This is a genomic window from Simplicispira sp. GW247-4R2A (genome assembly GCF_059424465.1).
In genome coordinates, this window is sequence record NZ_JBWKZM010000037.1 from 1 (window position 1) to 25393 (window position 25393).

Annotated in this window: 22 protein-coding genes; 10 read left to right on the plus strand and 12 right to left on the minus strand. The window is 62.8% G+C overall.

Features of this window, described 5'->3' with window-relative positions; genetic code table 11:
* Positions 1-121 precede the first annotated feature (121 nt).
* The gene (locus AC07ZH_RS18915; protein WP_495200878.1) at positions 122-1096 is read right to left on the minus strand and encodes a Bug family tripartite tricarboxylate transporter substrate binding protein; all 975 of its coding nucleotides are present in this window, start codon (positions 1094-1096) and stop codon (positions 122-124) included.
* A 69-nt stretch (positions 1097-1165) separates the two neighbouring features.
* Entirely contained in the window at positions 1166-2227 is a 1062-nt protein-coding gene (locus tag AC07ZH_RS18920) for a CDP-6-deoxy-delta-3,4-glucoseen reductase (RefSeq protein ID WP_495200879.1), read from the minus strand.
* Positions 2228-2268: 41 nt separating this feature from the next.
* Between AC07ZH_RS18920 and AC07ZH_RS18925 the strand changes: the two genes are divergently transcribed.
* From AC07ZH_RS18925 to AC07ZH_RS18940, 4 genes are all read left to right on the plus strand, one after another.
* On the plus strand, positions 2269-3204 hold the full coding sequence (locus AC07ZH_RS18925) for an NAD-dependent epimerase/dehydratase family protein (RefSeq protein ID WP_495200880.1): 936 nt from the start codon (positions 2269-2271) through the stop codon (positions 3202-3204).
* 350 nt (positions 3205-3554) lie between these two features.
* Positions 3555-4979, plus strand: a complete 1425-nt coding sequence (locus tag AC07ZH_RS18930; protein WP_495200881.1) for an AAA family ATPase — start codon at positions 3555-3557, stop codon at positions 4977-4979.
* A 42-nt stretch (positions 4980-5021) separates the two neighbouring features.
* Positions 5022-5788 (plus strand): IS5 family transposase gene (locus AC07ZH_RS18935; protein WP_495200882.1). Its coding sequence is split into 2 segments (ribosomal slippage): positions 5022-5337 and positions 5337-5788, totalling 768 coding nucleotides; the frame shifts between segments, so codons are not numbered across the junction.
* Between the two features lie 77 nt (positions 5789-5865).
* Entirely contained in the window at positions 5866-8967 is a 3102-nt protein-coding gene (locus AC07ZH_RS18940) for a hypothetical protein (protein WP_495200883.1), read from the plus strand.
* Positions 8968-9476: 509 nt separating this feature from the next.
* Here AC07ZH_RS18940 and ubiM read toward each other — a convergent pair.
* A complete protein-coding gene (gene ubiM / locus AC07ZH_RS18945; RefSeq protein ID WP_495200884.1) occupies positions 9477-10688 on the minus strand; it encodes a 5-demethoxyubiquinol-8 5-hydroxylase UbiM in 1212 nt (403 codons plus the stop codon).
* Positions 10689-10826: 138 nt separating this feature from the next.
* Between ubiM and AC07ZH_RS18950 the strand changes: the two genes are divergently transcribed.
* From AC07ZH_RS18950 to AC07ZH_RS18965, 4 genes are all read left to right on the plus strand, one after another.
* A complete protein-coding gene (locus tag AC07ZH_RS18950) occupies positions 10827-11759 on the plus strand; it encodes a prenyltransferase (RefSeq protein ID WP_495200885.1) in 933 nt (310 codons plus the stop codon).
* A 38-nt stretch (positions 11760-11797) separates the two neighbouring features.
* A complete protein-coding gene (gene ylqF / locus AC07ZH_RS18955; RefSeq protein WP_495200886.1) occupies positions 11798-12739 on the plus strand; it encodes a ribosome biogenesis GTPase YlqF in 942 nt (313 codons plus the stop codon).
* An 84-nt stretch (positions 12740-12823) separates the two neighbouring features.
* Positions 12824-13855 (plus strand): OmpA family protein, encoded by a 1032-nt coding sequence (locus AC07ZH_RS18960; RefSeq protein ID WP_495200887.1) that lies wholly within the window; start codon positions 12824-12826, stop codon positions 13853-13855.
* Positions 13856-13929: 74 nt separating this feature from the next.
* Positions 13930-14571 carry an HNH endonuclease gene (locus AC07ZH_RS18965; RefSeq protein ID WP_495200888.1) on the plus strand — a complete coding sequence of 214 codons (642 nt, stop codon included), beginning with the start codon at positions 13930-13932 and terminating at the stop codon, positions 14569-14571.
* Between the two features lie 120 nt (positions 14572-14691).
* Here AC07ZH_RS18965 and AC07ZH_RS18970 read toward each other — a convergent pair whose 3' ends face one another.
* The 5 genes from AC07ZH_RS18970 to AC07ZH_RS18990 are packed head-to-tail and all read right to left on the minus strand — an operon-like array spanning position 14692 to position 20604.
* Positions 14692-16065 (minus strand): sigma-54-dependent transcriptional regulator, encoded by a 1374-nt coding sequence (locus AC07ZH_RS18970; RefSeq protein WP_495200889.1) that lies wholly within the window; start codon positions 16063-16065, stop codon positions 14692-14694.
* Positions 16052-17938: a sensor histidine kinase gene (locus AC07ZH_RS18975; RefSeq protein ID WP_495200890.1), complete on the minus strand. Its 1887-nt coding sequence runs from the start codon at positions 17936-17938 to the stop codon at positions 16052-16054. The genes AC07ZH_RS18970 and AC07ZH_RS18975 overlap by 14 nt, the downstream gene beginning before the upstream one ends.
* A gap of 60 nt (positions 17939-17998) precedes the next feature.
* A complete protein-coding gene (locus AC07ZH_RS18980) occupies positions 17999-18796 on the minus strand; it encodes an ABC transporter ATP-binding protein (RefSeq protein ID WP_495200891.1) in 798 nt (265 codons plus the stop codon).
* A 1-nt stretch (position 18797) separates the two neighbouring features.
* Entirely contained in the window at positions 18798-19616 is an 819-nt protein-coding gene (locus tag AC07ZH_RS18985; protein WP_495200892.1) for an ABC transporter permease, read from the minus strand.
* 10 nt (positions 19617-19626) lie between these two features.
* Positions 19627-20604: an ABC transporter substrate-binding protein gene (locus AC07ZH_RS18990; protein WP_495200893.1), complete on the minus strand. Its 978-nt coding sequence runs from the start codon at positions 20602-20604 to the stop codon at positions 19627-19629.
* Between the two features lie 224 nt (positions 20605-20828).
* Here AC07ZH_RS18990 and AC07ZH_RS18995 point away from each other — a divergent pair, with 224 nt between their 5' ends.
* The gene (locus tag AC07ZH_RS18995; RefSeq protein WP_495200894.1) at positions 20829-21770 is read left to right on the plus strand and encodes a M14 family metallopeptidase; all 942 of its coding nucleotides are present in this window, start codon (positions 20829-20831) and stop codon (positions 21768-21770) included.
* 17 nt (positions 21771-21787) lie between these two features.
* Here the strand turns inward: AC07ZH_RS18995 and AC07ZH_RS19000 are convergent, their stop codons facing one another.
* From AC07ZH_RS19000 to AC07ZH_RS19015, 4 genes are all read right to left on the minus strand, one after another.
* Positions 21788-22345, minus strand: coding sequence for a DUF924 family protein (locus tag AC07ZH_RS19000; protein WP_495200895.1), 558 nt, complete (start codon positions 22343-22345; stop codon positions 21788-21790).
* A gap of 56 nt (positions 22346-22401) precedes the next feature.
* A complete protein-coding gene (locus tag AC07ZH_RS19005) occupies positions 22402-22626 on the minus strand; it encodes a hypothetical protein (protein WP_495200896.1) in 225 nt (74 codons plus the stop codon).
* A gap of 94 nt (positions 22627-22720) precedes the next feature.
* The gene (locus AC07ZH_RS19010; RefSeq protein WP_495200897.1) at positions 22721-23602 is read right to left on the minus strand and encodes a DMT family transporter; all 882 of its coding nucleotides are present in this window, start codon (positions 23600-23602) and stop codon (positions 22721-22723) included.
* 264 nt (positions 23603-23866) lie between these two features.
* A complete protein-coding gene (locus AC07ZH_RS19015) occupies positions 23867-24334 on the minus strand; it encodes a tellurite resistance TerB family protein (protein ID WP_495200898.1) in 468 nt (155 codons plus the stop codon).
* Between the two features lie 107 nt (positions 24335-24441).
* On the opposite strand from AC07ZH_RS19015, the gene AC07ZH_RS19020 reads away from it, so the two are divergent.
* Positions 24442-25365 carry a DHH family phosphoesterase gene (locus tag AC07ZH_RS19020; RefSeq protein ID WP_495200899.1) on the plus strand — a complete coding sequence of 308 codons (924 nt, stop codon included), beginning with the start codon at positions 24442-24444 and terminating at the stop codon, positions 25363-25365.
* Positions 25366-25393: the final 28 nt, after the last annotated feature.

Consider the following 25393-nt stretch of genomic DNA (forward strand, 5'->3'; position numbering starts at 1 on the left):
TTTGATCTGCTCGTATGTTTTCTTGCTCATGGATACCTCAATTCTGGAAGGTGTTGCACTTCAGATTTGAGGTCGCCAAGCGCTAGCAGCCGTTTTATTTAAAAAATTCAACGGTAGCCGGTCAATCCACCGTTGCGCCCGACGCCTTCACCAGCGTCTTGTATTTCGCGCGCTCGGCTGCCATGAAGTTGTCGAACTGCTCGGGCGTGGTCGGCACAGGTTCGGCCAGCAAATGGCCGAAGCGGGTCTTGGTTTCTGGCGCCTTCAGCGCGGCGACAAACGCCTTGCTCAGCTTGTCGAGGACAGGTTTTGGTGTGCCAGCGGGCGCCACCAGGCCCCACCAGGTGTCGATTTCAAAACCTTTGAACGTGTCGGCCACGGGTGGAACACCGGGCAGGGCAGGGCTTGCCTGGGCGCTCGTCACGGCCAATGCCAGGAGCTTGCCGCTTTTGATGTTGGGTGCTGCGGTGGCGAGGTTGTCAAAGTTGAAATCGACCTGGCCCGAGAGCAGGGCAAGCTGCGCCGGCTTGCCGCCGTTGTAGGGGATGTGCACGGCAAAGATGCCCGCCTGCTGCTTGAACATCTCACCGGCCAGGTGGCCGGCACTGCCGTTGCCGCCGCTGCCGTAGTTGAGTTTTCCGGGGTTGGCACGGGCGTAGGCAATCAGGTCGGCCAGGGTGGCGATATGGCGCTGTTTGGCTATGTCGGCATTCACCACGAGTACGTTGGGGATGCGCACCATCTGGGTGATGCCAGCAAAATCCTTGGCGGCGTTGTAGGGCATGCGCTTGAACAGCCAGGGGTTCACGGCATGCGTGGCGGTGGCGGCGATGCCGATGGTGTTGCCGTCCGGCGCGGCCTTGGCAACGATGTCAGCGCCGATGTTGCCGCCCGCGCCGGGTTTGTTCTCGACGATGACTGTGCCAAGGGCGTCTTTGACAGCTTCAGCCAGCACACGTGCGGTGACATCCACCGGGCCGCCGGGGCCGTAGGGGACGATGAGGCGAATCGGGTGCGACGCGTCTTGCGCCTGCGCGCCGGTGGCAAACAGCGCGGCTGCGGCGGCGCTGGCAAGGAGGAGGGTGCGGAGTTTCATGGCCCCATTGTGCAAAAAATGCCCTACGCACGCTGTCTGCACCCACCGCCGGGACGGCAGGAGCCGTTTTCAAGCCCCGTGCTTGTCGGCCTCTGAGGTGAAGGCATCGGCGAAAAACTCTTCTGCCGGCAGTCCGCGCTGGCTGCAGTAGGCGTCGCGCGCGCTGTCCACGACGATGGGGGCGCCGCAGGCATACACCTGGTGGCCCGAGAGGTCAGCAAAATCGTCGAGCACGGCCTGGTGGACAAAGCCGGTGCGGCCGCTCCAGCCGTCTTCGGGCAGGGCGTCGGAGACGACCGGGATGTAGCGCAACTGCGGCAGCTCGGCCAGGCGCTCTTGCACCCAGGCGTCCATGTACAGGTCGCGCGGGCGCCGTCCGCCCCAGTACAGCGCCACGGGCCGGGTGCTGCCGCTCTTTTGCAATTGCTCGATCAGCGCCTTGACGGGCGCAAAGCCGGTGCCCGACGCGAGCAGGACGATGGGTTTGTCGGAATCTTCACGCAAGTAGAAGCTGCCATACGGCCCTTCGATGCGCAGGATGTCGCGCTCTTTCATGCCGGCAAACACATGGTCGGTGAATTTTCCGCCGGGCATGTGGCGCAGGTGCAGTTCCACGCCGCCCACGGCTTCCTGCGTGTGCGGCGCGTTGGCGATCGAGTACGAACGCCGCACGCCGCCTTGCAGAATGAATTCGACGTACTGGCCGGCGTGGTAGCGGAAGGCTTCGGTCGCTGGCAGTTGCAGGCGCAGGCGCATCACGTCGTGCGAGAGCTGCTCCAGCGCGGCAATGCGCACCGGGAGCTTGCGGATGGGGAAAGCGCCTTCGTCGGTCACTTGGCGCGATTCGAGCACCACGTCGGTCTGCGCCACGCCGCAGCAGGTGAGCACGAAGCCGGCGGCTTCTTCCGCCGCGCTCAGGGCTTTTTCCTGGTGCTCGCCGTGCACCACGGTGCCCGATATTTTCTTGCACTTGCAGGAGCCGCAGGCGCCGTCCTTGCAGCCGTAAGGCAGGCCAACACCGGCACGGATGGCGGCCGTCAGCATGGGTTCGTTCGCTTCGGCGGCAAAGGCGCGGCCACTCGGCAGCACGGAAATCTGGAAGGGTGGTGCTGCGGGCGCGGCGCTGGTCATGCTTTGGGTATCCTCAAGGTTCTGCAAAAGGCGGCTCAATTTTGCCCTCAAACCAAAACCCCTCCGGCGCGCTGCCCGCGCGCTTTCGCCGCCCCAGGCTGCTCATCGTCGGCTGCGGCGACGTAGGCGTGCGCGTGCTGCGCGCGCTCTCGCAAGGCGGCCATGCCCCGCGCCTGCGCGTGCTGGCGCTGACGTCGAGCCCCGAGCGCGTGGCCGAGCTGCGCGCGCTGGGCGCCGAGCCGCTGCTGGGCAACCTCGATGCCCCCGCCACGCTGCGCCGCCTCGCGGGCTTGGCCACCCATGTGCTGCACCTGGCACCGCCGCCGCAGGCCGGGGCGACGGACCCGCGCACCGTGGCGCTGCTGGCCGCCTTGCGCCTGCGTACGCTGCCCAGGGCGTTGGTGTATGCCTCGACCAGTGGCGTGTACGGCGACTGCGGCGGCGCCTGGGTGGCCGAGACGCGCGCCGTGGCGCCGGCGACCGCCCGCGCCCGGCGCCGGGTGCATGCTGAGCAGCGCGTACGCCGTTTCGCCCGCGCCGGGGTGCGCGCCAGCGTGCTGCGTGTGCCGGGTATTTACGCACCAGACCGCGCGGGCGGCACGCCCGAGGCGCGCCTGCGCCGGGGCACGCCGGTGCTGAGGGCGCAGGACGACGTGGTTACCAACCACATCCATGCCGACGACCTGGCTCGCGCCTGCCTGGCGGCCCTGTGGCGCGGCGCGCCGCAGCGCATCTACAACCTGAGTGACGAAAGCCAGTTGCCCATGGGCGACTACTTCGACCTGGCTGCCGACCTGTACGGCTTGCCGCGTCCGCCGCGCATCGCGCGCAGCGAGATGGCCGAGCAGTTGGGTGCGATGCAGATGAGCTTCATGAGCGAATCGCGCCGTCTCGACACCACGCGCATGGCGTGCGAACTGGGTCTGCGGCTGGTCTACCCGACGGTGGAGCAGGGCCTGCGGGCAGCGAGTGCGTAGAAATGCCCCATGGGCACCCTTGGGCTGTTGTTCCTTGCCATTAATGTCCGAAACAGCGCATTAAAGCCTGAGGCATGGGGACAGACCGGAACGTTTGCTATGCAGCGGGAGCGGCTACTGGCCGACGGCTGCTTACTGGAAGTTCAAATTCAAACGTTAACGGGCCAGTCAGCGGTCGTTCGTGGCTGCCAGAAAAGCGCCCTTTAACCGACAATGAATTTTTTTGAAGTGCCTGCCCAATGCCAGTTATTGAGTCCGAATTGACGTTCAATGGAACAGCGATTGGGCAGCCGCCGCTTAAGCTTCTGACTTGATCAGGCGAACGAGCAGTATTCAACAGAAATCAACAAATGAGCAAAGCAGGCATTCAATCCAATCGAGGTGATGGCTACCAGACATTAGTGGCCTTTGACTGGGCCTTGACCGTTCTGTCAGACTCTGCATACCAATGGATTGAAGTCGATTCAGTGACATGGTCGGTGGACGACGTGGTGGTCGGGAAAGGCGATGGCACAAAAATTTGCTGCCAGTGCAAAAAAAATCAGACATCACATAAGGCTTGGTCTATTCCTGACCTCGCCGACGAGTTGCACAAGGCAAGCCGCTTGTTGGCCAGTGACTCAAAAGCGGTAGTTCGATTCTTTTCTCGCAGTGCCTTTGGCGAACTTGCCTCACTGCGCGAATACAGCACCAGCTATGCCGATGAATTGGCCTACCAAGACAACTTGGGCAAGGCGCATAAAAAAACAGATGCCGAGTTGACGGCGCAGATCGCATTACAAGCGCCCAATTTGACGACTTATGAATTCCTATGTCGTACGGAGTTTGTTATCAGCGACGAACTGGATCGCATGGAGACATTGCTGCACGAACGTTTGCGGCAGTTGGCAAGCAACCCATCAGCGGCTTACAACGCCCTATGGACATGCCTTGACCACCTTGGAATGCGCGTCAATGGCAACAACAGCCAAAGTGCCGCTACACAGCATCGACTGACCAAAGCCGACCTCAAAGCCCTACTGGCCAAAGCAGGTGCAATGCTGATTCCACCCATGGACATAGAGGAAGTCCGTGCTTCATTCCAAAGTACCTCCGCCATCGGTCGTACATGGCGCAGAGACATTGGTAACCAGCGCATACCGAGTCCAGTGATCAACGAGCTCATCGCAGCCATTGAGGCAAAAGAGAGCTCCATCTTGCTCACCGGCTTGCCCGGCTCTGGCAAAACCTGCGTGATGTTGGCCTTGCAAGAAAAACTGGAACAACTTGCCCAAACCCGCTCGGACCTGCTGCCCCTGTTCATCCAATCGCGCGAGTTCGCCGATATGGTCACTGCACAAGACCGCCAAGCCCAAGGCCTGCCTGCGCAATGGGTGGAAAAAGTGGCACGCATGGCAGAAGATGCGCACGTGGTCGTGGTGATCGACTCATTGGATGTGCTTTCCATCGCCCGCGAGCACAGCGTGCTGACGTATTTTCTAGCCCAAATTGATCGCCTGCTGCTGATCCCCAATGTCACCGTTATTACTGCCTGTCGTGATTTTGACCGCCGCTACGACCACCGCATTGCCCAGCGGACGTGGAACAAAGAATTCACTTGCCAGCCACTGGACTGGGACACCGAGATTGCACCGCTGCTCGCCAACCTCAGTATTGACGCATCTGTTACGGATTCGGCCACCCGCGAGCTGATTCGCAATCCGCATGAATTGGCCTTGTTTGTGGAACTGGCACAGCAAGGCGGCAGCTTCAATGTGGTAACTAGGGCGTGTTAACACTAATTGTCAGATTGGAGTTGCCCGGCGACACTGTCGGGCATGGAAATCACGCCCGAACAGTTTGCTCGTATCGAACACTGCCTGCCGACTCAACGCGGTAACGTGAGCATGACCAACCTTCAGGTGGTCAATGCCATGCTTTACGTGGCCGAGCACGGTTGCAAATGGCGTGGCCTGCCCAAGAGGTTTGGCAACTGGCACACCATCTACACGCGCATGCGCCGGTGGGAGAAAGCCGGTGTGCTGGACAAGATGTTTCAGGAGCTCCAGCGCGAGCAGGTGGTGCGCATTCGCATCGAGGCTGTCTCGCTCGACTCCACCAGCATCAAGGTTCACCCTGATGGGACGGGCGCGTTAAAAAAAACGGACCACAATCCATCGGCAAGTCCCGAGGCGGATGGAACACCAAGGTTCATCTGGTTGCCGCGGATGCTCGAACGGCCGTGACATTCAGCCTCTCGCCTGGACAGGCCCATGACGCCCCTGAGGGTCGCCGCCTGCTGCAAAGCCTGGGGCCAACGAGCAGGCCCATTCACCTGCTCATGGACCGAGCGTACGAGGGAAACGAGACACGGCAATTGGCGCTGGACCTGGGATTCATTCCGGTCGTTCCTCCAACGCGGACACGGCTCGACCCCTGGGAATACGACCGTGCCATGTACCGCCGTCGCAATGAGGTAGAGCGTTTGTTCCGGCGATTGAAGGGTTACCGCCGAATCTTCTCCCGGTTCGAGAAGCTTGACGCCATGTTCCTCGGCTTCCTCAGCTTTGTGCTCGTCGCGGATGGACTGCGCGGTTTGTGTTAACAGGCCCTAGTCAAGCGCTGGCACAGCGATACCTCTCCACAATCGTCCAAGCCAATAGCTCGCTAGGCGACCCCGCCATGCAAGCCATTGAGGCCATCGCTGCTGAAATGCTGAAGTTGCGCAGTCTGGCAGTGCCGCACCAGCGGTTTACCGCCTCGCAAGAGATTCAGCGCGCACTGCTCAGTCATAACGTGTTGCACAAAACGCAAGCCGGGCAGCTGACATTCGGGCACCAGACTCTATTGGACGTGCTGGTAATCAGCGGTGCAGTGCGTCAAGGTGTGACATTGAATGAGTTCATTCAAGGCTTGCCGCCCGTCCCCTTTGTGCGCCCCAGCATCCGCAGCTTTGTTGCGCAGTTGGCCACAGGGGATCGTCGCGAGTTCCGAAAGCAATTGCGCACCGTTCTTACGGGCAACAACGCCTTCCATATTCGCCGTCTGGTGGCAGAGTGTTTGGCGGAACAAATCCCGCTGGACGAGGATTGGTCACTAATACGCGACCTACGTGGCCCGCATCGCGACGTGTTTCAGGTGATCTATACCCAGGCGGTTCATCTTGAGTGGCACTACTTCTGGTTTAAGCATCTGGTCCCGGTATTAAGAGATGCACGAGATGTAGATGGATTAACGATGCATATGCATCGAGTGTCGCAATGGAAAAACGACGACGCTGCAGGGGTACTCAATTTCTGGGTCGAGGTGTTGGAGCTGGACGGTGTGGACAAAACCCAGTTTGCCAATTCAATGGCACATGCCATCACACAAGTTCATGCCAGCCATTCGGCGTTGCTTGTGCCCTTGCTGGTGGTCTTACTCAAGTTGCCGCGGCAGGAGCACAGCTTTCTCGGGCATGCGCTCGCTCACTGCATGAAAGCCGGTGGTCTCCCTGATGACGTGCTGTGGCGCTATGTCGCGGGTGACGTCAGTGACGAGGATGTGCTCGCCTATCGCTTTGACAAGAAACTGCATTGTCAACCGCATGAATTTGGCAACAGTAATGAAAAATTTCTCGCAGAACGAATGCAGCAGTCCACCGCATTGCTAGACCTAGCCGTGGCGACGATTGAGCGATGGAGTCAAGTCAAAAGGTCGCGTTATGGTGAAACACTCACAAGCTATTCGAGTGGCTTCCTGCGCGAAACTTCCTACAACGATAAACATAGCCAAACCAACCATCGGCACATAGACAGCGAGCGAATCCTGCTGGATGCCGTTGAAGTGGCTATCGTGCATCACGCAAACACTCAATCCGATTGGTGGCAAAACAACCGCGAACGCCTATGCTTCAGCGCTGAGGGGGCGTTTCGCTATTTCGCCATTCTGGCGTGCATCGCAGCACCAACGGTCAATCTTGACGCCATTGGCCGCATGCTGAGTGACAAAACATTGCTCGAATCCGATTTGTCGTATGAACTCGGCACGCTGCTACAACTCGCGTTTTTGCATCTTGATGCGGCTGGGCAAGACGCGGTACAGAAAACCGTATTGACCCTTCATCAGGAAGCGAGTTCCGACCTTGCACATCGCGCATGGATGATGCGAAAACAAGCGCAACTGGTTATCACTATCCCATGTCATTTGCGTTCTCCGGCCGCACAATCGGTATTGGACGAATGCGAAAAGGCGGCATGGCCGCTGGTTCGCCAGCCGGACATTGGAATGCGTGGCGGCATGGTTAGCGCGCCGTTTTCTTTTAAGGTGTTTATCGCCATAAACGATAACGCAGTGCTGCGCTTGCTGGCCCACTACAACGGGTATGCCCGAAATTCTTTTGATGATTTGCTGATGGGTGGCGAGCGAGAGGTAGGCTCGCAATTGGGCGAGGCCGTTTCTTGCAACCCCACTCGGTTTTTGAAGCTGTTGCCAGCGCATTGGAACCGGATAACTGACAGCTTTTGCGATGACATCATGGATGGCGTTGCCACCTATCTGGCTCACCGCCACGGCAACTTGCAACCCAACGCCACCTGGTCGCCCATTGAGGAGCCCAATGCTGCAACGCTGGCGCAACAAATCCTGGACGAGTTGGAAAGGCACCCTGCCCACTGGCACCACAATCGTGCCGCATCCAATGCGCTGCAAGCCTGCGCACACGTAGTTCAAGACACGCAGGATGCCGGGCGACTAGTGTTTTGGGCAATCGACTTTTCAACGCTACGCGAGAAAAGTTCTATCTCAGGTGATACCGTTGATCTGGTCACCACCGGCATCAATATGGCGCGAGGCCACGTCGCCGAAGCCTTGATGCTCGTCGCCAGTCAGCTTCAAAAGAACAGCGTGCCTTGGCCCGAGTTGCTCGCTCCCACGCTACGCGTATTTGCCGCTGATGAAAACGCTGCCATTCGCGCCTTACTTTTGCGGCGCTTGCCCTATTTTCAGAGTCTTCACCGTGAACTGGGTTGGGAGTTGTTTCACCTTGCCATGCAAGAAAATGCCACGGGGCTTTGGGCAACGGCAGAGCCGTGCCTGTATCACGCCTACCACCAACAATTTGAAATTGTCGCCCAATGGCTGGCACACCTTTACCGAGAAGGGAACGGTAAAGATATGGAAAGCTGGGGACGGATCTCGGCGTTGGCAGCATTTACAAAACAACTGGATTTTCCCACTTTGGTCGGAGAGCTCAAGACGCTGGACAGCGCCGAAGCTTGGCGGGGTGCGGCGAGCGTTTGGGCCCACGTTCAAAATGTACAGCAGCACAGAGCACAATGTTTCTCCGGCCTTGAGGCAGGGTTGAATGCAACAAGCCAACATGCCCATGCGGTTGCACGCAAATACACCAACCTTTTCCGAGAAACGACGCCATTGGTCTCTACGCCGATTTATTTGCTTCGGCGTTGCTTTGCCTTGCTTGAAGCCGAGGCCGAGGCCGAGTCTGCACGAAGCGACTTTTATGGGTTCGATGCATGGCTGAATGCCACTTCACTTCGCGATCCAATGTATGCACTGGAAGCGACCGAGATTTACCTTGAATTTGCTCGGCGCACAAAACCTAATTTGTACGACCACGAGAACAACCTCACGCAGTTACTGACCCGCCTTTTTGCGCAAGCCGAAGAGCAAGAAGATTCGGACAGCGGCGCAATGCTGCAGCGCGTGGTAGCGGTGCAGGATGCGCTGCTTGCTTTGGGCGTCAGTGGAGTGAATGAGTGGCTTAAGGCGGCGGAGCGCCCATAAATAGCCAAACATCGACTGACATAGATACAAGCATACATTTTTCTGCTGTCTGGAAGCCCGACACGGCAGCATTCGATTCTGGTTGGGCACCGATGGTCTTTAAGATGAGATCGTTGCCAGATGGTCGAATCCCCCTCAGTCAATGTCTATGACCGCTATAGAGGTACCAGATTGGAAATCCCTACAGCCGCACGCAGCCTGAAGCGATCGTCCTCGTTGCCTCACACATTGCCGCCGTGACTGCTCGCGAGTGGCCGGCTGGGAGCCTCCTGTCTCAGACTTCCGCAGCGAAAGAGCGGGGACCGCGTCACCGGGCCAGTTGTCTCAGGCTCCATTGGCCGTGAACAGTTGTCGCTGGGCACGCTGCCGGAACGCAGGGCGCAGCGTTGGCGCAACCACAATCCCGAATTTTGGCAGCACGCCCAACAGCGCATGGGCGGCTAAATATTTGAAGGAAATAGGCCTCTAGCGCTTATCTGGTAAGCGCTAGCAGCTATTGTTTTGGTATCTCAGTGGCTGCCCGACAGCGATGCCGCCACCATCCGCTTGAACGGCGGAAAGTTCTGCGCCAGCCGCAGCGCCGCGCCGCGCAGCAGGCGGGCGGGCCCGGCGTCGTCGGTGTAGAGGCGCGCGACCAGGTTGGTGGCCAGGTACAGCGGTAGGGTCGCGCGGCGGTGGGCGCGTTCGTAGTCGGCCAGCAGCCGGTGCGCGGCGATGTCGCCGGCATTGAGCTGGGCCGAGCGGATGGCGTCGGACAACGTCGCAATGCCCAGCAAGCCGAAATTGAAGCCGTGCGCCGTCACCGGGTGCATGCCCACCGCGGCGTCGCCCACGCAGGCAAAGCGCTGCGCCACCAGGCGGTGCGGCCGCACGCCGACCAGCGGGTACAAATGGCGCGTGCTGGCCAGTTCCATGCGGCCCAGCCGCTGCGAGAAGCGGGCCGTCAGCGCATCGCCAAACTCGGGCGCGGGGAGCTTTTCCAGGCCGTCGAGCTGGTGGTGCGGCAGCGTCAACACCACGCAGGAGCGGTGTGCGCCGGTCTCTGGCGCGTCGTTCATGGGCAGCAGGGCCAGCGTCTGTCCGTAGCCGAACCATTCCCAGGCGACATGGTGGTGCGGTGCTTCGTGCGTCATGGTGCACAGCAGCATGGAGCGGCCATAGTCGTGCATGTCGGCGCTGATGCCCATGGCCCGGCGCGTGCCAGAAAACCGGCTGTCGGCCGCCACCAGCAGGCGTGCTGTGAGTTCCTTGCCGCTGGCGAGCGTGGCGTGGGCCGCCTGTTCGTCGGTGTGCGCCTTGGCCACACTCTCGCCGGCAAGCAGGGTAATGTCGCCGTGCTGCTCTTGCGCCGCGCGCATTTCGGCGAATGCGGCCCGGCGGATCAGGTGGTTGGACACCAGCCAGCCGAGCTCGTCGTGGCGCGACAGGCCGTGGTCGATGCGCATGGCGTAGCGCGAATGGCCGTCGAGCACCTGGGCGTCGCGCAGCGCCGAAAAGGCGGTGGGCTCGTAGCCCTCGATGCGCTCCCACAGGCCCAGCGCGCGCATTTGCTGCGCCGAGCGCTGGGTGAGCGCAATCTCGCGCCCGTCGTAGGCGGGGGTTTCCAAGGCAGCGAGCGGCTGCGGCTCGACCACGCCAATGGAGAGACCACAGCCCGAGAGCGAGCGCGCCAGACACAGACCGGCAGGGCCGGCGCCACTGATGAGAATGTCGTAATCCATGGGGTGCAAGCCTAACCGCTGGCGCGGTCCCACGCGACAATTCGGGTCAATTGGGCTTGCGGCTTGCGGGAGCGTGGGGGCATGGGCTCCCGTGACGTAAGCTTGCCGCCTGCCTGTTCAATGGGCTCTGCTACCTCTGTGAATTCGCCCGTTCCCCTTTCCCCCGCCTCCTGGAGGCTCTGGCTGCGCATGGCGCGGCCCGGTTTTCTCGTTGTCACGGCGGTGGGCTGCGCCGTGGGTATGGCGTCTGCCGCAGCCTGCGGCTGCGGCTTTTCCTGGCCACGCGCCGTGGCCACGTTGGCGCTGGCGCTGCTGGCGCACGCCAGCGCCAACATGCACAACGATTTTGCCGACGCCGTGAGCGGTGCGGATGCCGCCAACACCGCCGGCCTGTACCCCTTCACTGGCGGCTCGCGCCTGGTGCAGGGCGGCGTGGTCACGGCGCAGGACATGCGCCAGGTTTCGCTCGGGCTCGGCATGATCGTGGCGCTGGGTGGGCTGCTGCTGGCGTTCCAAAGCGGCGGAGGGCTGCTGCTTATTGGGCTTGCTGGTCTGCTGCTGGCTTGGGCGTATTCCGCGCCGCCTTTGGCGCTGATGTCGCGCGGGCTGGGGGAAATCGCGGTTGCGCTGGCCTGGGCGCTGGTGGTGGTGGGCGCTGACTATGTGCAGCGCGGCCGTTTCTTCGTCATCCCGGCGGTGGCGGCGCTGGGCTATGGTTTGATGATAGGCAACGTGCTGCTGGCCAACGCCTGTCCCGATGCGGTGGCGGACGCCCGCGTGGGCAAGCGCACGCTGGCGGTGCGCCTGGGCCTGGCGCGTGCGGCCTGGCTGTATCTGGCCGTGGCGCTCGCGGCGCAGGCTTGGGTGGTGGCCATGGTGGCGGCACTGGTGCTGCCGCGGCCCACGCTCGCGGCGCTGGCAGCGGCGCCCTTGTCGTTGGCCGCTGGCGTGCTGCTGCGGCGCCATGCAGGCCAACCTGGCCGCTTGCGTCCGGCGCTGGTACTGGGGATCGCGGCAGCGCTGGTGTACGGCCTGGGGTTGGCTTGGGGATTCTGGATGGTGCGCGCGTGAGTGCGCCCTGCAAACAAACACGAGGGTGAGGCAGACGGATGGCGATTCAGTGGTTTCCAGGGCACATGCACCTGACAAAGAAAGCGATTGCCGAGCGCATCAAGGACATTGATGTGGTCATCGAGGTGCTCGACGCACGCTTGCCGGGATCGAGCGCGAATCCCTTGCTGGCCGAGCTCACCGGGCACAAGCCGACGCTCAAGGTGCTCAACAAGCAGGACGTGGCCGACCCGCTGCGCACGCCCGAGTGGGTGAATTGGTACAACGCCCAGCAGGGCACGCGTGCCATGGGGCTGGATGCATCGGAGGCCGCACCGGCGCGCCGGCTCATTGACGCCTGCCATCTGCTGGCGCCCAACCGGGGTGGCATGGCCAAGCCCATGCGGGTGCTTATTTGTGGTGTGCCCAACGTGGGCAAATCAACGCTTATCAACACGCTCTCGAACAAGCGCCAAGCCAAGACGGGCGACGAAGCCGGCATCACCAAGCTGGAGCAGCGCATCACCCTGGCGGACGATTTCTACCTCTGGGACACGCCGGGCATGCTCTGGCCGCGTATCACCGCGCCCGAGAGCGGCTACCACCTGGCGGCAAGCGGCGCCGTGGGGCGCAACGCCTACGATGAGGAGCTTGTCGCCCTGGAACTGCTGCGCCGTCTGCAGGCGCACTACGCGGCGCTGCTCGAAGCGCGCTACCGATTGGGCCTCGCGGAGGCGGCGCTGGCGGACATGCTGGACGAAGACTTGCTGGCTGCGATCGGAAGAAAGCGCGGCGCGGTCATGGCCGGCGGACGTGTCAATGTGCAAAAGGCGGCAGAAATCGTGCTCACCGACTTTCGCAGTGCGGTACTTGGACGCATCACGCTGGAGACGCCCGAAGAATTCGAGGGCTGGCGTGCGGCAGGTGCGCTCGAAGACGCAGCGCGCGAAGCGAAAAAGGCGGCCCGAAAGGGCCGCAAAACCCAAGCAATGGGTGAGTGAGCGAGAAGGGTGAGTTTGAGCGCGAACCTTGTGGTCGCGTGGCACCTCTATGATTCGTGTCTGGTGTTTTGAGAGGACTGGTGCATGCGAGCAGGTTTTTGGGTGCGCTGGGTGCTGTGGCTGGCACTCGCGCTGGGTGGGGTCGCCAGCGCCGTGGCGCAGGATGTGGCGGGGGGGCAAGACCACCCGCTGATTCAGCGGTATCCCGGTGCCACGCTGGTGGGGTATGCGCAACTGCACCATGGCAGCATCGATTTTCAGAGCACCAGTTACACCGGCTTTGACCTGGACACAGGCCGGCGCCGCTACGCCGAAGCGCCGCTCACCCTCGATGGCCGCGTCACGCGCCTGTGGTACGAGGCGGCAGGCAAGACCACTTCTGCGCAGATCTACGACTACCAGGCACGGGCGCTTACGGCCCAAGGGTTCAAGGCGCTCTACGATTCCACCAAGGACAGCGGCGCGGGCGCCGGCAAGTGGGTCAATTTTCTGGCCAGCTTTGCCAATGGCAAGCGCGACGCGTTGGTGAACAACCGTTCGTGCCAGGTGTTCTCGTCGGCGCGCACGGCCAGCCTGCGCACCGGCACGTTCCAGAAGGACAACACGACGGTCCGCCTGGTGGCGATCGACTGGCTACAAGGGGATGCGGCGTCCAAGGCCCGCAAAGGGGCTTATATCGCCATCGACATCGTGGAGGCGCGCGTGTTGCAGGAACCTGCGGTGCGCACCCTGGCGGCGCCGGCAGACGATGCCCTGATCCGCACCCTGGCCAGTAGTGGGCGTGTGCTGCTTGCAGGTGCAGGTTTTGGCTCGGGCAGTGCGGTGATGGACGAGACGACGCACGCTGTGCTGGCCCGTGTGGCCACCTACCTCAAGGCCAACCCGGCTGTGCGTCTCTATGTGGTGGGGCATACCGATGGCACGGGCGACCTGGAAGACAATCTCGAACTCTCGCGCCAGCGCGCGCAAGTGGTGGTCGATACGCTGGAACACGACTTCGAGATCGACCACAGCCGCTTGACTGCGCATGGCGTAGGCCCGCTGGCACCTGTTGCCGACAACAACACAGCCGCCGGCCGGGCGAAGAACCGGCGGGTGGAGCTGGTGCGGCACTGAGGCTTGGGGGCTTGTCCGTGCAGCGCAAGTTAGGCCTCTTCATTTAACCAGTTGCAATCAAACTCGGAGAAAAAATGCCCGTCCGTGATTGGAATCCAGAAAAAATTCGCAAGTCACACGTACGCCAAGCAGCCCGCACTTGGCGCGAAGATGGCCGCTATTTGAACTTTCGCGACTCGACCTCATACGATGTCCTCATTGATGGCAAGCCGTACCCACCCAAGGCCATATCTAGCAGGGCACACGAGCTAGCCACAGGAACTGCGCTACTCCCTAGCGAGTTTGGGGGAGCCCGTGATGGCTTATGGCATCGTCGCCTGAAGGAGCTTGGGTTTGACATCGTCGAGAAAGGGAGCGACGCATCGCTTTCATACGACGTAGCAAAGAGCCTCAAACTGTCACGAAAGACTCGCCTCGCAAAGATTGCAGAAGAAGCAAAAAAACCGCCCACTCAGTTAAAGGTTGAGGTTACTCGCTTCGTGCGTAGCCCTCATGTTGTCGCTGAGCGGCTATTTCTTGCTCAAGGGCACTGTGAGCAATGCAAAAAGCCAGCTCCTTTTCGCCGCTTGGTTGATAACTCGCCATACCTCGAGGTGCATCACGTCGAGCCCTTATCCAATGGCGGCTTTGACATCGTCGTTAACACTCAGGCGCTTTGCCCGAACTGTCATAGCGAAATTCATGATCGCCTTCGCATTGAACGGCAGGTTGAGTAGGTTTTATGCCTAGTCATCCGAAGCGGCAGCATAGCTTCAACTTGCAAGTGCACCACAACAGCCTTCGCATCTGTCACCAGCCTAACTGTAGGCCAACCTTGGCGTTGGCAGGGCCTCGGCTCAGAGCCGCATTCGGCCCGTGTTCAACGCGTGCTTCTTGAGCTTGTCGTACAGCGTTTTTTTGGGCAGGCCAAGGTGCTCTGCCACTGCCGCCACGTTGCTGTCGTGTGCTGCCAGCGCTTGCGCGATCAGCGAGCGCTCGTAGGCGTCCACTTGCTCGGAGAGCGTGTGTGGGCCACCCGCGCCCCATGCGTCTGAAGGCCGGGCGCTGGTATCGCCTTCCACCACTTTGAGCACCAGACGGTCGGCGAAATTGCGCAGCTCGCGAACGTTGCCGGGCCAGTCGCGCGCTTGCCAGGTGGCCATTTGCTGCGCGCTCCACTGGGGCGCCGGCATCTGGTAGCGCACGGCAGCGCCCTGGACAAAATGTGCCAGCAGCAGGGGGATGTCCTCACGGCGCTCGGCCAGACTGGGCAAATGCAGGCTGACCACACCGATGCGGTAGTACAGGTCTTCGCGAAAAGCGCCTTGCGCACTCATCTGCAGCAGATCGGCCTTGCTCGCGGCGACGATGCGGCAATCGATGCTGACCGGGTCGTTGCCGCCCAGCCGCTCCAGCCGCCGCTCCTGCAGCACGCGCAGCAGCTTGACCTGCAGGGCCATCGGCATGCTTTCGATCTCGTCCAGAAACACCGTGCCGCCGTTGGCGTATTCGAGTTTGCCAATGCGGCGTTTCTGCGCGCTGGTGAAGGCGCCGGCTTCGTGGCCGAAGATCTCGCTCTCAAAAACCGATTCCGGCAACGCCCCGCAGTTGATGGCGACAAACGGGCCCTTGCGGCCGCTGGCGGCGTGCAACTGGCGTGCGACCACTTCCTTGCCGGTTCCGGTCTGGCCATTGATCAGCACATCGGCCGGACTCGGACCAACCGACCCGATCAGGGTGCGCACCCGCTGTATGGCGGCAGACTGGCCGAGCAGCGGGGGAAGATCCGGCTGTTTCAGCCACACCGCCTTTAACAGGCGGTTTTCCATGATGAGGCGGCGCTTTTCCTGCGCCCGGCTGACGGCCTCCACCAGGCGCTCGGCAGCGAAAGGCTTTTCAATGAAGTCGTAGGCGCCGCGCCGCATCGCGTCCACCGCCATGCTGACGTCGCCATGGCCGGTGATGGCAATGACCGGCAAATCTGGATCGATGGCGACGATCTGGTCCAGCAGTTCGAGGCCGGATTGCTCTGGCAGCCGGACGTCGGTGACGACTACGCCGGCGAATCCGGCATGCAGCCAGGGCTGAGCCTGCCTGGCCGTGGCACAGGGGTGCACGGTGAAGCCTCCCAGTTCGAGCGTCTGGGCAATCGCCAGGCGCACTGCCTGCTCGTCTTCCACCAGCACGGCCTGGCATGCGCTTACCGGAGCGTGGTCGTTAGGGACTGTCAACGGTCGCTCCTGGGCTGGGGGGGTTGTCATTGTCACGCAGCGGAAGTCGCAGCGTGAACTCCGCGCCGCCGCCCTCCAGGTTCTGCGCATGCAGTTGCCCGCCCATCGCCTGAACGATGGACGAGGAAATGGCCAGCCCCAGCCCCAGCCCCTTGCCGGAGGCCTTGGTGGTGAAGAAGGGCTCGAACAGGTGCTGCGCCGCATCTATGGCAATACCAGGGCCGGAGTCGCGCACGTTCACCACGGCTTCCTGCGCTTCACGGCGCAGCACCACGTCCACGCGCCGCAGCGGCGCGTCTTCCACGGCATCCAGCGCGTTTCTCAGCAGGTTGATCAGGACTTGCTCGATGCGCAGTGCGTCGCCTGTCACCTGCACCTGCTCGCGTGCGTCGATCGCAAGCTGGGTCTGCTGGCGCCGGAAATCACCCTGAAGCAGCATGGCGGACGCTTCAATCGCTTGCGCCAGGTCCACGCTGGCAACGCTGCCGTGGCTCTTGCGCGCGAAGCCCTTGAGCTGGCCAATGATGGCGCCCATGCGCGCAGCCGCAGCACTGATGTGCGCCAGGTTCGCACCGGCCTGTTCCGCCTGGTTGCGCTGCAGGAACACCACGGCGTTGTCGGCAAAGGCGCGGATCGCTGTCAGGGGCTGGTTCAGCTCGTGCGTGACGCCGGCCGCCATCTGGCCCAGCGTGGCCAGCTTGCCAGCCTGCACCAGCTCGGTTTGCGTGCTGCGCAGCAGACGTTCGGTCTCCTGAAGCTTGGCGTAGCGGGCTTCGAGGTTGTGGTTGGTTTGCAAAAGCTCCCCGGTGCGCAGGGTGATCTGGCGCTCCAGCTCTTGCGCCGCGTGCTGCAAGGCCTTGCGCGACTCATGCCGCTCTTCCAGCCGCCGGCGCCGCTGGTGCATGGCCCAGAGCGAGACGATCGCCACCGCCAGCACCAAGGCCGCCGCCAGTGCCGAAAGCAGTGCCGAGCGCGCAACCCTTGCGGGGGAGGGGAACAGCATCAAGGACCAGCCCAGGCGGCCCACCGGCTTGCTGACGTACCCGCCAAAGCCGGTTTTCTCGTCTTGCGGCAGGGCCGAGATGGCGCCAATCACCTGGCGGGCGTATTGCTGCGTATGGGCCAGGTGGACCTGGGCTTCGCCGCCCAGCACCTGCATGCTGTGGTACTTCCACGGGCTGCGATTGCTGAGAAAGACGACGCCGTTGCGGTCCGCCAGTGCCAGCGGCTCTTCGCTGCTGGCCCAGGCGAGCTCGAACTCCGCCAGACTGATCTTGACCGCGATGACGCCTACCGGCGCCGCGCCGGCCGGTGCGCCCAGCGGGTACACCGGCTGGGCTATGAAATAGCCGGGTTCGCTGGTAGCGTTGCCAATGCCATAAAAGCGCCCGGCGCCGCCTGCCAGGGCGTCACGGAAATAGGGGCGAAAGCCGAAGTTTCTGCCGACGAAACTCAGGGCTTCGTTCCAGTTGCTCGACGCCAGGGTGTTGCCATCCCGGTCCATCAGGTAGATCGCGCTGGCTTTGGCATGCTCCTGAATCGCTTGCAGCGTCAGGTTGAGGCGGTGGATCAGGGCCGCGTCATCGGGTTGCGCCAGTGCTTGTACGACATCCGGGTGGAAGGCAATGGCAAAGGGCAGGGTTTCGAACTTCTCCAGCATCGACTCGAGGTCGAGGGCAATGATCTGCAACTGCCGGTCGGCAGCGGCATGGATATCGTTCGCCGCCTTGTGGGCAGCGACGCGGTAGACCAGAGAGATCAGGGCCACGGCCAAGGCCACCGCCAGCAGCGCCCACCCGATGCGCCGCCGCAGGCGCGGGCGATGCCCCGCCACAGCGGGCGTGTGTTCCTGCGCGGCGGGGTTGTGCTGCATGGCAGTGGTTTTGGCTTGGGTGCGCGCGCTCCAGCGACGACAAGGTTCAGGGAAAGAGCCTCAATCGATCGCCGCCAGCCGCAATTCGTCATTGTGATGGCGCTGCTGCTCTTCCATCACCAACTGGCCCAGCTCGCGCTTCAACTGGTTGAATTCCGGCGATGCCGGATCGCGCGGTCTGGTCAGTTCGATGCGCATGTCGCGCTTGACGGTGCCGGGTCGGTACGTCATGACGACGATGCGGTCGGCCAGGTAGATGGCTTCCTCGATGCTGTGGGTGACGAAGAGGATGGTCTTCTTCAGCTCTGCCCAGATGCGCAGCAGTTCGTCTTGCAGGTTACGGCGCGTCAGCGCGTCCAGCGCACCGAACGGCTCATCCATCAGCATGATGGGCGAGTCGAGCGCGAGCACCCGCGCAATCGCCACCCGCTGGCGCATGCCGCCGGACAGATCCTTCGGAAAGCGGTTGCGAAAATCGCTCAGGCCGAGTTTTTCCAGCAGGGCGCTGACACGCTGGCGCCGCTGCGCGGGCTCCATGCCACCGATTTCCAGGCCGAACGCAATGTTCTGCTCGACCGTCATCCAGGGAAACAGCGCGTATTCCTGGAACACCATGCCGCGGTCTGGCCCGGGGCCCGTCACGCGCTTGCCGTCTGTGGTGATGGTGCCGCTGGTGGGGGGAGAAAAACCGGCGACGGCGTTGAGCAGCGTCGATTTGCCGCAGCCCGACGGCCCCAGCAGGCAGACAAATTCGCCGGCCGAAATATCGAGGTTGATGTCCTTCAGCGCCACCACTTCCTTCTGGTCGGCCTTGAAGGATTTGTTGACACCGCAGACCTTGATTTGCGCAGTACCCATGTCAGTTCTCCAGGCCGCGGTGCCACCGCAGCAAATGGTTGTTCAACCGGTTCATGCCGATGTCGATGGCCAGCCCGAGCAGGCCAATGCTGATCATTCCGGCGATGATCTTGTCGGACCAGAAATATTCGCGTGCTTCGAGAATGCGAAACCCCAGTCCGTTGTTGACGGCAATCATTTCCGACACGATCACCACGATGAAGGCGGTGCCGATGCCGATGCGCACGCCCGTCAGCACGTAGGGAACTGCCGCCGGCAGCATCACGCGCAGAAAAATGGTGCGCTGGCTGGCCCCCAGGTTTCTCGCGGCGCGCAGGTAGATGCCATCGACATGGCGCACGCCTGCGACCGTGTTCATCAGCACCGGGAAGAAGGCACCCAGCGCAATCAGGAACACGGCGGGCGGGTTGCCCAGGCCGAACCACAGAATCGACAGCGGGATGTAGGCAATCGGTGGGATGGGCCGCACCACCTGCACCAGCGGGTTCAGCCACCGGTACACGCGCTCGCTGGCACCCATGGCCAGGCCTATGGGCAGCGCCAGAACGGCACCGGCCAGGAAACCCATGACGACGCGGTACATGCTGCACACGGCGTCGTACGGCAGTTCGCCCGACACGGCCCAGGCCAGCCAGTTGCCGCTGCCCTTGTAGGGCTCCAGGGGCAGCAGGTATTCGACCCATTTGCGTACCACGGCCAGAGGGGACGGCAGGATTTGCGGGTTCACCCAGCCCATCGCGGCCACCGCCTGCCAGAGCGCCACAATGACCACCGGCACCACGAGGCCGGTGCCCACCTCGCGCCATTTGATTTGCAACATGGCGCGCCCTTTACTGGATGTTCAGGCTCGCTTTGGCCTGTTCCAGCAAATCCGTTTTGACCCAGTCCATGGCGCGCGGCGGCTTGGCCATTTTGCCGACACCGTATTTCTGCATCAGGTCCGTGGTGGTCTGGATATGCGCCGGGCCAACGTCGTAGGAATAGGGCGAGTTGGCGATGGCATTGACGAAATCTTCCGGCGTGATCTGGTTCTTGAAGATGGTCTCGCGCACGTACTTTCCTGCCGTAGCGGGTTCGCGGATGAAGGTCGCGGTCGCCTTGACGAAGCACTGCATGAATTTCTCCGCAAGCGGGCGCTGCTCTTTATAGAACTTTTCGGTCATCACGAGCGTGCGCACCGGCTCGCCGATGGGCGTGTCGTAAGGCTTGATCACTTCCACGCCGTAGCCCTTGTTGATCGCCTGCGACGATTGCGGCTCGCTTTGCATGATGGCGTCCAGGTTCTTGCCCAGGAGCGCCTGGTTGAGGTCGGCAAAGGCCAGGTAAATGATCTGCACATCCTTGCCCGGCTGCTCCGACATCGTCAGGCCGTTCTTCGCCAGTTCGGCGGCGAGCAGGATTTCATGAATGCCGCCGCGGGTGACGCCGACTTTTTTGCCCTTGAGGTCCTTCACCGATTTGATGCCCGAGTCGGGCCGTGCCACGAGGCGTGCGCCGCCCTTGGCAAAGCCGGCCACCACGTAGATCGGCGCGCCGTTGGCACGCGCCGAAATCGCCGATTCAGAGGCCGCCGCACCCACATCGAGTTCGCCTGCCATGATGGCCTGCATGATGTCGGGGCCCTTGGCAAATACGTGTTCCTCCACTTTGATGCCGCAACTTGGCGCGATCTCCTTGATGTACGAGACGGCCCCGTAATGGGCAAACTTCAGATTGCCAAGGCGGACGGTGTCCTGGGCGTGCGCCGCCAGGCTGGACGCCAGGGCCATGCAGCCGAGAATCAGATGGGTGCGGGTGATGTGCTTCATGCGTAGTCTCCTTTGGGTTGGGTTGCCCGCTCCATAGAGCAGCCTTCGTGCCAGGGAGAGCCGCATTTGCAAGTAGTTGATTTGATTCACATTTGTTCACGCGACATGGAATAGGGACGTAGGTGTCTGCGAAAATCCGCAATGAAATCCCGCAAAATTCCGGTTTTCCGCGCAACCGTTCGTCGGACGGGCGCCGCTGATCGCACACATGAAGGTTGTGGTCCATGAAGCGAGCTGCCATGCCGTTTGAACTCCTGCCGCGTGACCTCTCGGCGTGGCGTGTCGGCAATACCGGCGTTGACTATGTGCACCGGTTTGACTCTGGCAAGCCCGGCCCGCAGGTGCTCATCAATGCGTTGACCCACGGCAACGAGTTCTGCGGCATGGTGGCCGCGCTGCACCTGCTGGAGTCGGGCGTGCGCCCGCGCATTGGCGCGCTCACGGTGAGCTTTGCCAACGTGGCGGCCTACGAAAGCTTTGACCCGGCGCGGCCGTTTGAGAGCCGCCAGCTCGTGCACAACCTCAACCGCGTGTGGTCGGCGGCCGATCTGGATGGCAGCGCCCTGAGCCCGGAGCTGGTGCGCGGACGCGCATTGCGCCCGGTGGTGGCGGCGGCCGACCACATTCTTGACCTGCATTCGACGAGCCAGGACGTCGAGCCCTTCTGGGTCTACCCCGCTTTCGAGCGCAACGCGCGCGCTGCGCTCGCCATTGGCATCCCGGCGGTGCATCTGGTGATGCCCAGGGGCCTGGGCACTGGTGTGCCGCTGATCGAGCACGGCCGCCACGGCCAAGTGGGCGGGAAGGGCGTGGGCCTGGTGGCGGAATGCGGCCAGCACTTTCGCAAGGCCTCGGGGGACACGGCGATTGCGGTCACGCTCGGGTTTCTGGCCCATTTCGGATTGGTAGCACCGCCTGAGCCGCCCCTCGCACTGGCTCCAGCCCGGCGCTTTGAGCTGCTCGATGTCTGCCTGGTGAAGACGGCCAGCTTTGCCTTCGTGCGCCCGCTGGTGGGGTTCGAGACCTTTGCCAGCGGCGAGCTCATCGCCACCGATGGCGCGCGCGAGATTCGTGCGCCGTGTGGCCACTGCACGGTGTTCATGCCGACCCGTGAGCCTGTCGTTGGGCGCGAGGGGGTTTACCTCACCCGCCCGCTGGCCGCCTGAGGGCTTGCGTCACGGGGTCAGAACGACGACCCCGGTTGCGCCAGGAACGCCAGTTCCTGCGCCGTCGACCTGCGGCCCAGCACCGCGTTGCGGTGCGGGTAGCGGCCAAAGCGTTGCAGGATTTCCAGGTGCGCCCGCTCGAAGCGCAGGTTGTTCTCCAGCCCGGGCTGGTCGAACAGCACCAGCGCCTGGGCGTGGAGCGCGAGCGATTCGCTGTGCATGAAGGGGAGGTAGGCAAAAGCGCGCTGCTCCACGGGCAACTGGCGGTCGTGCGCCCCTGCCACCAGCTCCTGCGCCAGCGCGAGCGCCAGGGCATCGTTGGCAAAGGCGCTGGCCTGGCCGCGGTAGATGTTGCGCGAGAACTGGTCGAGCACGATGATTTCAGCCAGCCGCCCGCCTGCCGTGGCGCGCCAGGCGGCGAGTTCGCAGCGCTCGGCCGCCCGCAGCAGCGTGCCAAAGCGCTCGGCGATGCGCGCGTCCAGTGCCGCGTCTTTGGCAAAGTGCTGCTCTGCCGTGAGCTCGCCGAACCAGAAGGTGAGAACGTCTTGCGCGCTGGGCAGAAAAATATCAGTCAAATTGGCCTCTAGCGCTTATGTAGATTGCGTAAGCAGCTATCAAAACTGATAGCCATTCAGGTGGGTTTGTCACCAAGCGCAATTTTGCCTTCACTCACATAGCGTTCGAACTCGGTACGCGGTATGGCGGCAGAGCCTGCCGCGTTGTTGTCCGCCGTCCACGATAGCGTGGCGCTGTCTTCGCTGTGCTCTATTTCTACCGGGCCGCGTGGAATGGCAATGGGCGCGCCGTCGCCGGGCGTGTAGGTGACGTCGCCGCAAATGGTGGCTTGCTGGGTCATGAACAGATCCTCCGTAACAGCATATTGGAAGCCGTCCGGCCCGCAGGCCTTGTGGGACGAGCGCGCAAAAGGCTGCGCACCCTGTCGCCTTCGGTCATGTCGGCGCGCGCCGCCGCTCGCCGTGTACCAGGTAGATGCCGCTGCCGATGATGATCGCGCCGCCCAGCAGCGTGGCGCCGTCGGGCAGTGCCTGCCACAGCAGCCAGTCGAGTCCCACGCCCCAAGCGAGCGCCGTGTATTCAAAAGGCGCAATCACGGCGGCCTGGCCATGGCGGAAGGCCTCGGTAATGGCGGTCTGTCCGAGGAAACCGGTCACGGCAAGGCCCACGACCAGAGGCCAGTGCTCCCTTGACACGGCCACCCAGCCAGGCAACGCCAGGATGCCGGCGCCGATGGCCAGCATGGTGGTGGTCCAGAAGACGATGGTGGCGCTGGAATCGGTGCGCGTCAGCACACGGCCGGCCACCGCGGATACAGCGTAGCAGGCTGCTGCCGCCAGCACCGCGAGGCCGCCCAGTGTCAGCATCGCGCTCTGCTCGGGCCGAAGCGCTACCAGCACGCCGAGCAAGCCCAGGCCAATGGCCAGCCAGTGGCTGGCCCGCACGCGCTCGCCCAGCACCGGGGCAGAAAGTGCCGTGATCAGCAGCGGGGCAATGAAAAACAGCGTGTAGGCCTCGGCCAACCCCAGGCTCTGCAGCCCGTATGTGAACAGTGCCAGCATCACCACCACCAGCATGCCGCGCAGCAGGTGCAGCCGCCAACGGGCCTGCAGCAGGGTATGCGCTTGGCGCTGCCAGAGAACGTACGCCAGCACGAGCGGCAAGGCGGCAAGCCCGCGCAGCGCGGCTACCTGCATGGGCGGGTAATGGCCTGCCAGGGTTTTCAGCAGCGCGTCCATCAGCGAAAAGCAGCCGACGGCGGCCAGCATGGCGAGCACGCCGCGCAGGTTGCCGTGGCCGTGGATGGGCTGAGACATCAAGAAGATGGGACCGTGGGCGTGCGTGCCAGCGCCAGAAGTGCCAGGGCACGAGCCTTCGATGGCGTTTTGGGGTGTACGCAATGTAGCGCAGGCGCCGAGGTATGGCCTGTCCCGCGCGGGTAGGCTTCAAATCCGTGGCTGCGTTCTGAGGTGCTGCTGGCCGCCAGCGTTTGCCGATACCTGACCCAGTGCAAAAAATCAATCAAAATGGCCGGCAGCGCCTACGCATGAAGCGTCTGTAGCTATTGTTTTAGATATTCGCTACTCGATATGCGCTGCCGCCTTGGCGCGCATCTTGGCGGCGATGTATTCGCCGTGCGTCACGTACAGCAGCCCGGCGATCTTGCTGATGGTGTGGTTCTCGTTGGCATCGACATGCGCGTCGGCATAGGCCACCTGCCACAGCGCCTCGACCAGGCGCACCTTGTCGTCGTGGCTGAAGGCGTCGTTGATGCGGCCGGTGAACTGCTGGTAGTCGTAGGCGGTTTGCGAGCTGTCCTGGGCATGTGTCAGCAGTTCGTCCAGCGCCTGGGGCGTGAGGTCAAAGCGTTGGTGCAGTGCGGCGAGCGCGACCGCGCGCTCCCTGACATCCATGCTGCCATCGGCACGCACCACTTCCACCAGTAGAACCGCCGTTGCCAGTTGCAGGCGCTGCGCGCGCTCCTCGGGCGTGGGCTCAGTGACAGCGCCGGTGATGTCGGCGAGAAAATCCTTGAAGCTCTGGAACATGGGACGGGTGCGAGGTAGCGAAAAGGGGCAGAAATGGGCTTGATCCGTCCTGGCGCGGCAAGGTTCCCTGCCCTGTATTTCAGGTAGCGGGCGACAATCGGAGGGTCATGAAAACGATACTCCCTTTGCAACTTCTTGTGGCGCCGCGCCACGACGACCCTGCGCCTCTGGTGCTCTACCACGGCCGCAACTGCCCCGACGGCTTTGCCGCGGCGCTCGCCGCCTGGCGCTTCTATGGCGGCCAGGTCGAACTGCGCGGGCTGGACCATGGCGAGGTGAAAACCCTCGCCGACCTGCCGGCAATCGACGGCCGCACGGTCTACATCCTCGATTTTTCCTTCCCGGCCGAGCTTCTGCGCGCCATCGACGAGCGCGCCGTGCGGCTGGTGCTGCTGGACCACCACAAGAGCGCCGCCGACGCGCTGGACGGTTTTGCCTGCCGCTGCGGCGTGGTGCACTTCGACATGGCCAAATCCGGCGCGCGCCTGGCCTGGGAGTTCTTTTTGCCTGAGGCGCCCGTGCCCGACCTGGTGCGCTACGTTGAAGACCGCGACCTGTGGAACTGGCAGTTCCCCGAAAGCCCGGCCTACCTCGCCGCCCTCGATATGGAGCCGCAGGAGCTGGCGCGCTGGAGCGAGTTGGCCGCGTTCACACCGCAGCAGAGCGCGCAGTTCATGGCGCGTGGCCAGGCCATGGACGAGAAATTCAGCAAGTTGGCCGCCGACATTGCCGAAGGCGCCGAGCCGCTGGTGTTCAACGGTGAGGCGGGCCTGATGGTGAATGCGCCCGGCGTGTTCCACAGCCTGGTGGGCGAGCTGCTCTCGCGCCGCTCGGGTACGTTTGCCTTGATGTGGACGGCGGGCAAGGGCGGCGTGGTCAAGGTGGGGCTGCGCTCGCAGCGGGGCTACGACTGCATCCCGCTGGCGCAAAGCATGGGCGGCGGCGGGCACGCGCAGGCTTGCGGTTTCAAGACCAGCGCTGCACGCCTGCCCGAGCTGCTGGGTGGGCGCTTCGACGCGGCCGGGCTGTGATGGCCAGGCTGACAGGGCAAGCGCTGGC

Excerpts from the sequence above, each read along its gene's own strand:
- AC07ZH_RS18940 (WP_495200883.1), top strand. The coding sequence starts at position 5,866 with ATGCAAGCCATTGAGGCCATCGCTGCTGAAATGCTGAAGTTGCGCAGT.
- AC07ZH_RS18930 (WP_495200881.1), top strand. The coding sequence starts at position 3,555 with ATGAGCAAAGCAGGCATTCAATCCAATCGAGGTGATGGCTACCAGACA.
- AC07ZH_RS18920 (WP_495200879.1), bottom strand. The coding sequence starts at position 2,227 with ATGACCAGCGCCGCGCCCGCAGCACCACCCTTCCAGATTTCCGTGCTG.
- AC07ZH_RS18985 (WP_495200892.1), bottom strand. The coding sequence starts at position 19,616 with ATGTTGCAAATCAAATGGCGCGAGGTGGGCACCGGCCTCGTGGTGCCG.
- AC07ZH_RS18915 (WP_495200878.1), bottom strand. The coding sequence starts at position 1,096 with ATGAAACTCCGCACCCTCCTCCTTGCCAGCGCCGCCGCAGCCGCGCTG.
- AC07ZH_RS18975 (WP_495200890.1), bottom strand. The coding sequence starts at position 17,938 with ATGCAGCACAACCCCGCCGCGCAGGAACACACGCCCGCTGTGGCGGGG.
- AC07ZH_RS19015 (WP_495200898.1), bottom strand. The coding sequence starts at position 24,334 with ATGTTCCAGAGCTTCAAGGATTTTCTCGCCGACATCACCGGCGCTGTC.
- AC07ZH_RS19010 (WP_495200897.1), bottom strand. The coding sequence starts at position 23,602 with ATGTCTCAGCCCATCCACGGCCACGGCAACCTGCGCGGCGTGCTCGCC.
- ylqF (WP_495200886.1), top strand. The coding sequence starts at position 11,798 with ATGGCGATTCAGTGGTTTCCAGGGCACATGCACCTGACAAAGAAAGCG.
- ubiM (WP_495200884.1), bottom strand. The coding sequence starts at position 10,688 with ATGGATTACGACATTCTCATCAGTGGCGCCGGCCCTGCCGGTCTGTGT.
- AC07ZH_RS19020 (WP_495200899.1), top strand. The coding sequence starts at position 24,442 with ATGAAAACGATACTCCCTTTGCAACTTCTTGTGGCGCCGCGCCACGAC.
- AC07ZH_RS18965 (WP_495200888.1), top strand. The coding sequence starts at position 13,930 with ATGCCCGTCCGTGATTGGAATCCAGAAAAAATTCGCAAGTCACACGTA.
- AC07ZH_RS18995 (WP_495200894.1), top strand. The coding sequence starts at position 20,829 with ATGAAGCGAGCTGCCATGCCGTTTGAACTCCTGCCGCGTGACCTCTCG.
- AC07ZH_RS18960 (WP_495200887.1), top strand. The coding sequence starts at position 12,824 with ATGCGAGCAGGTTTTTGGGTGCGCTGGGTGCTGTGGCTGGCACTCGCG.
- AC07ZH_RS18990 (WP_495200893.1), bottom strand. The coding sequence starts at position 20,604 with ATGAAGCACATCACCCGCACCCATCTGATTCTCGGCTGCATGGCCCTG.
- AC07ZH_RS18980 (WP_495200891.1), bottom strand. The coding sequence starts at position 18,796 with ATGGGTACTGCGCAAATCAAGGTCTGCGGTGTCAACAAATCCTTCAAG.
- AC07ZH_RS19005 (WP_495200896.1), bottom strand. The coding sequence starts at position 22,626 with ATGACCCAGCAAGCCACCATTTGCGGCGACGTCACCTACACGCCCGGC.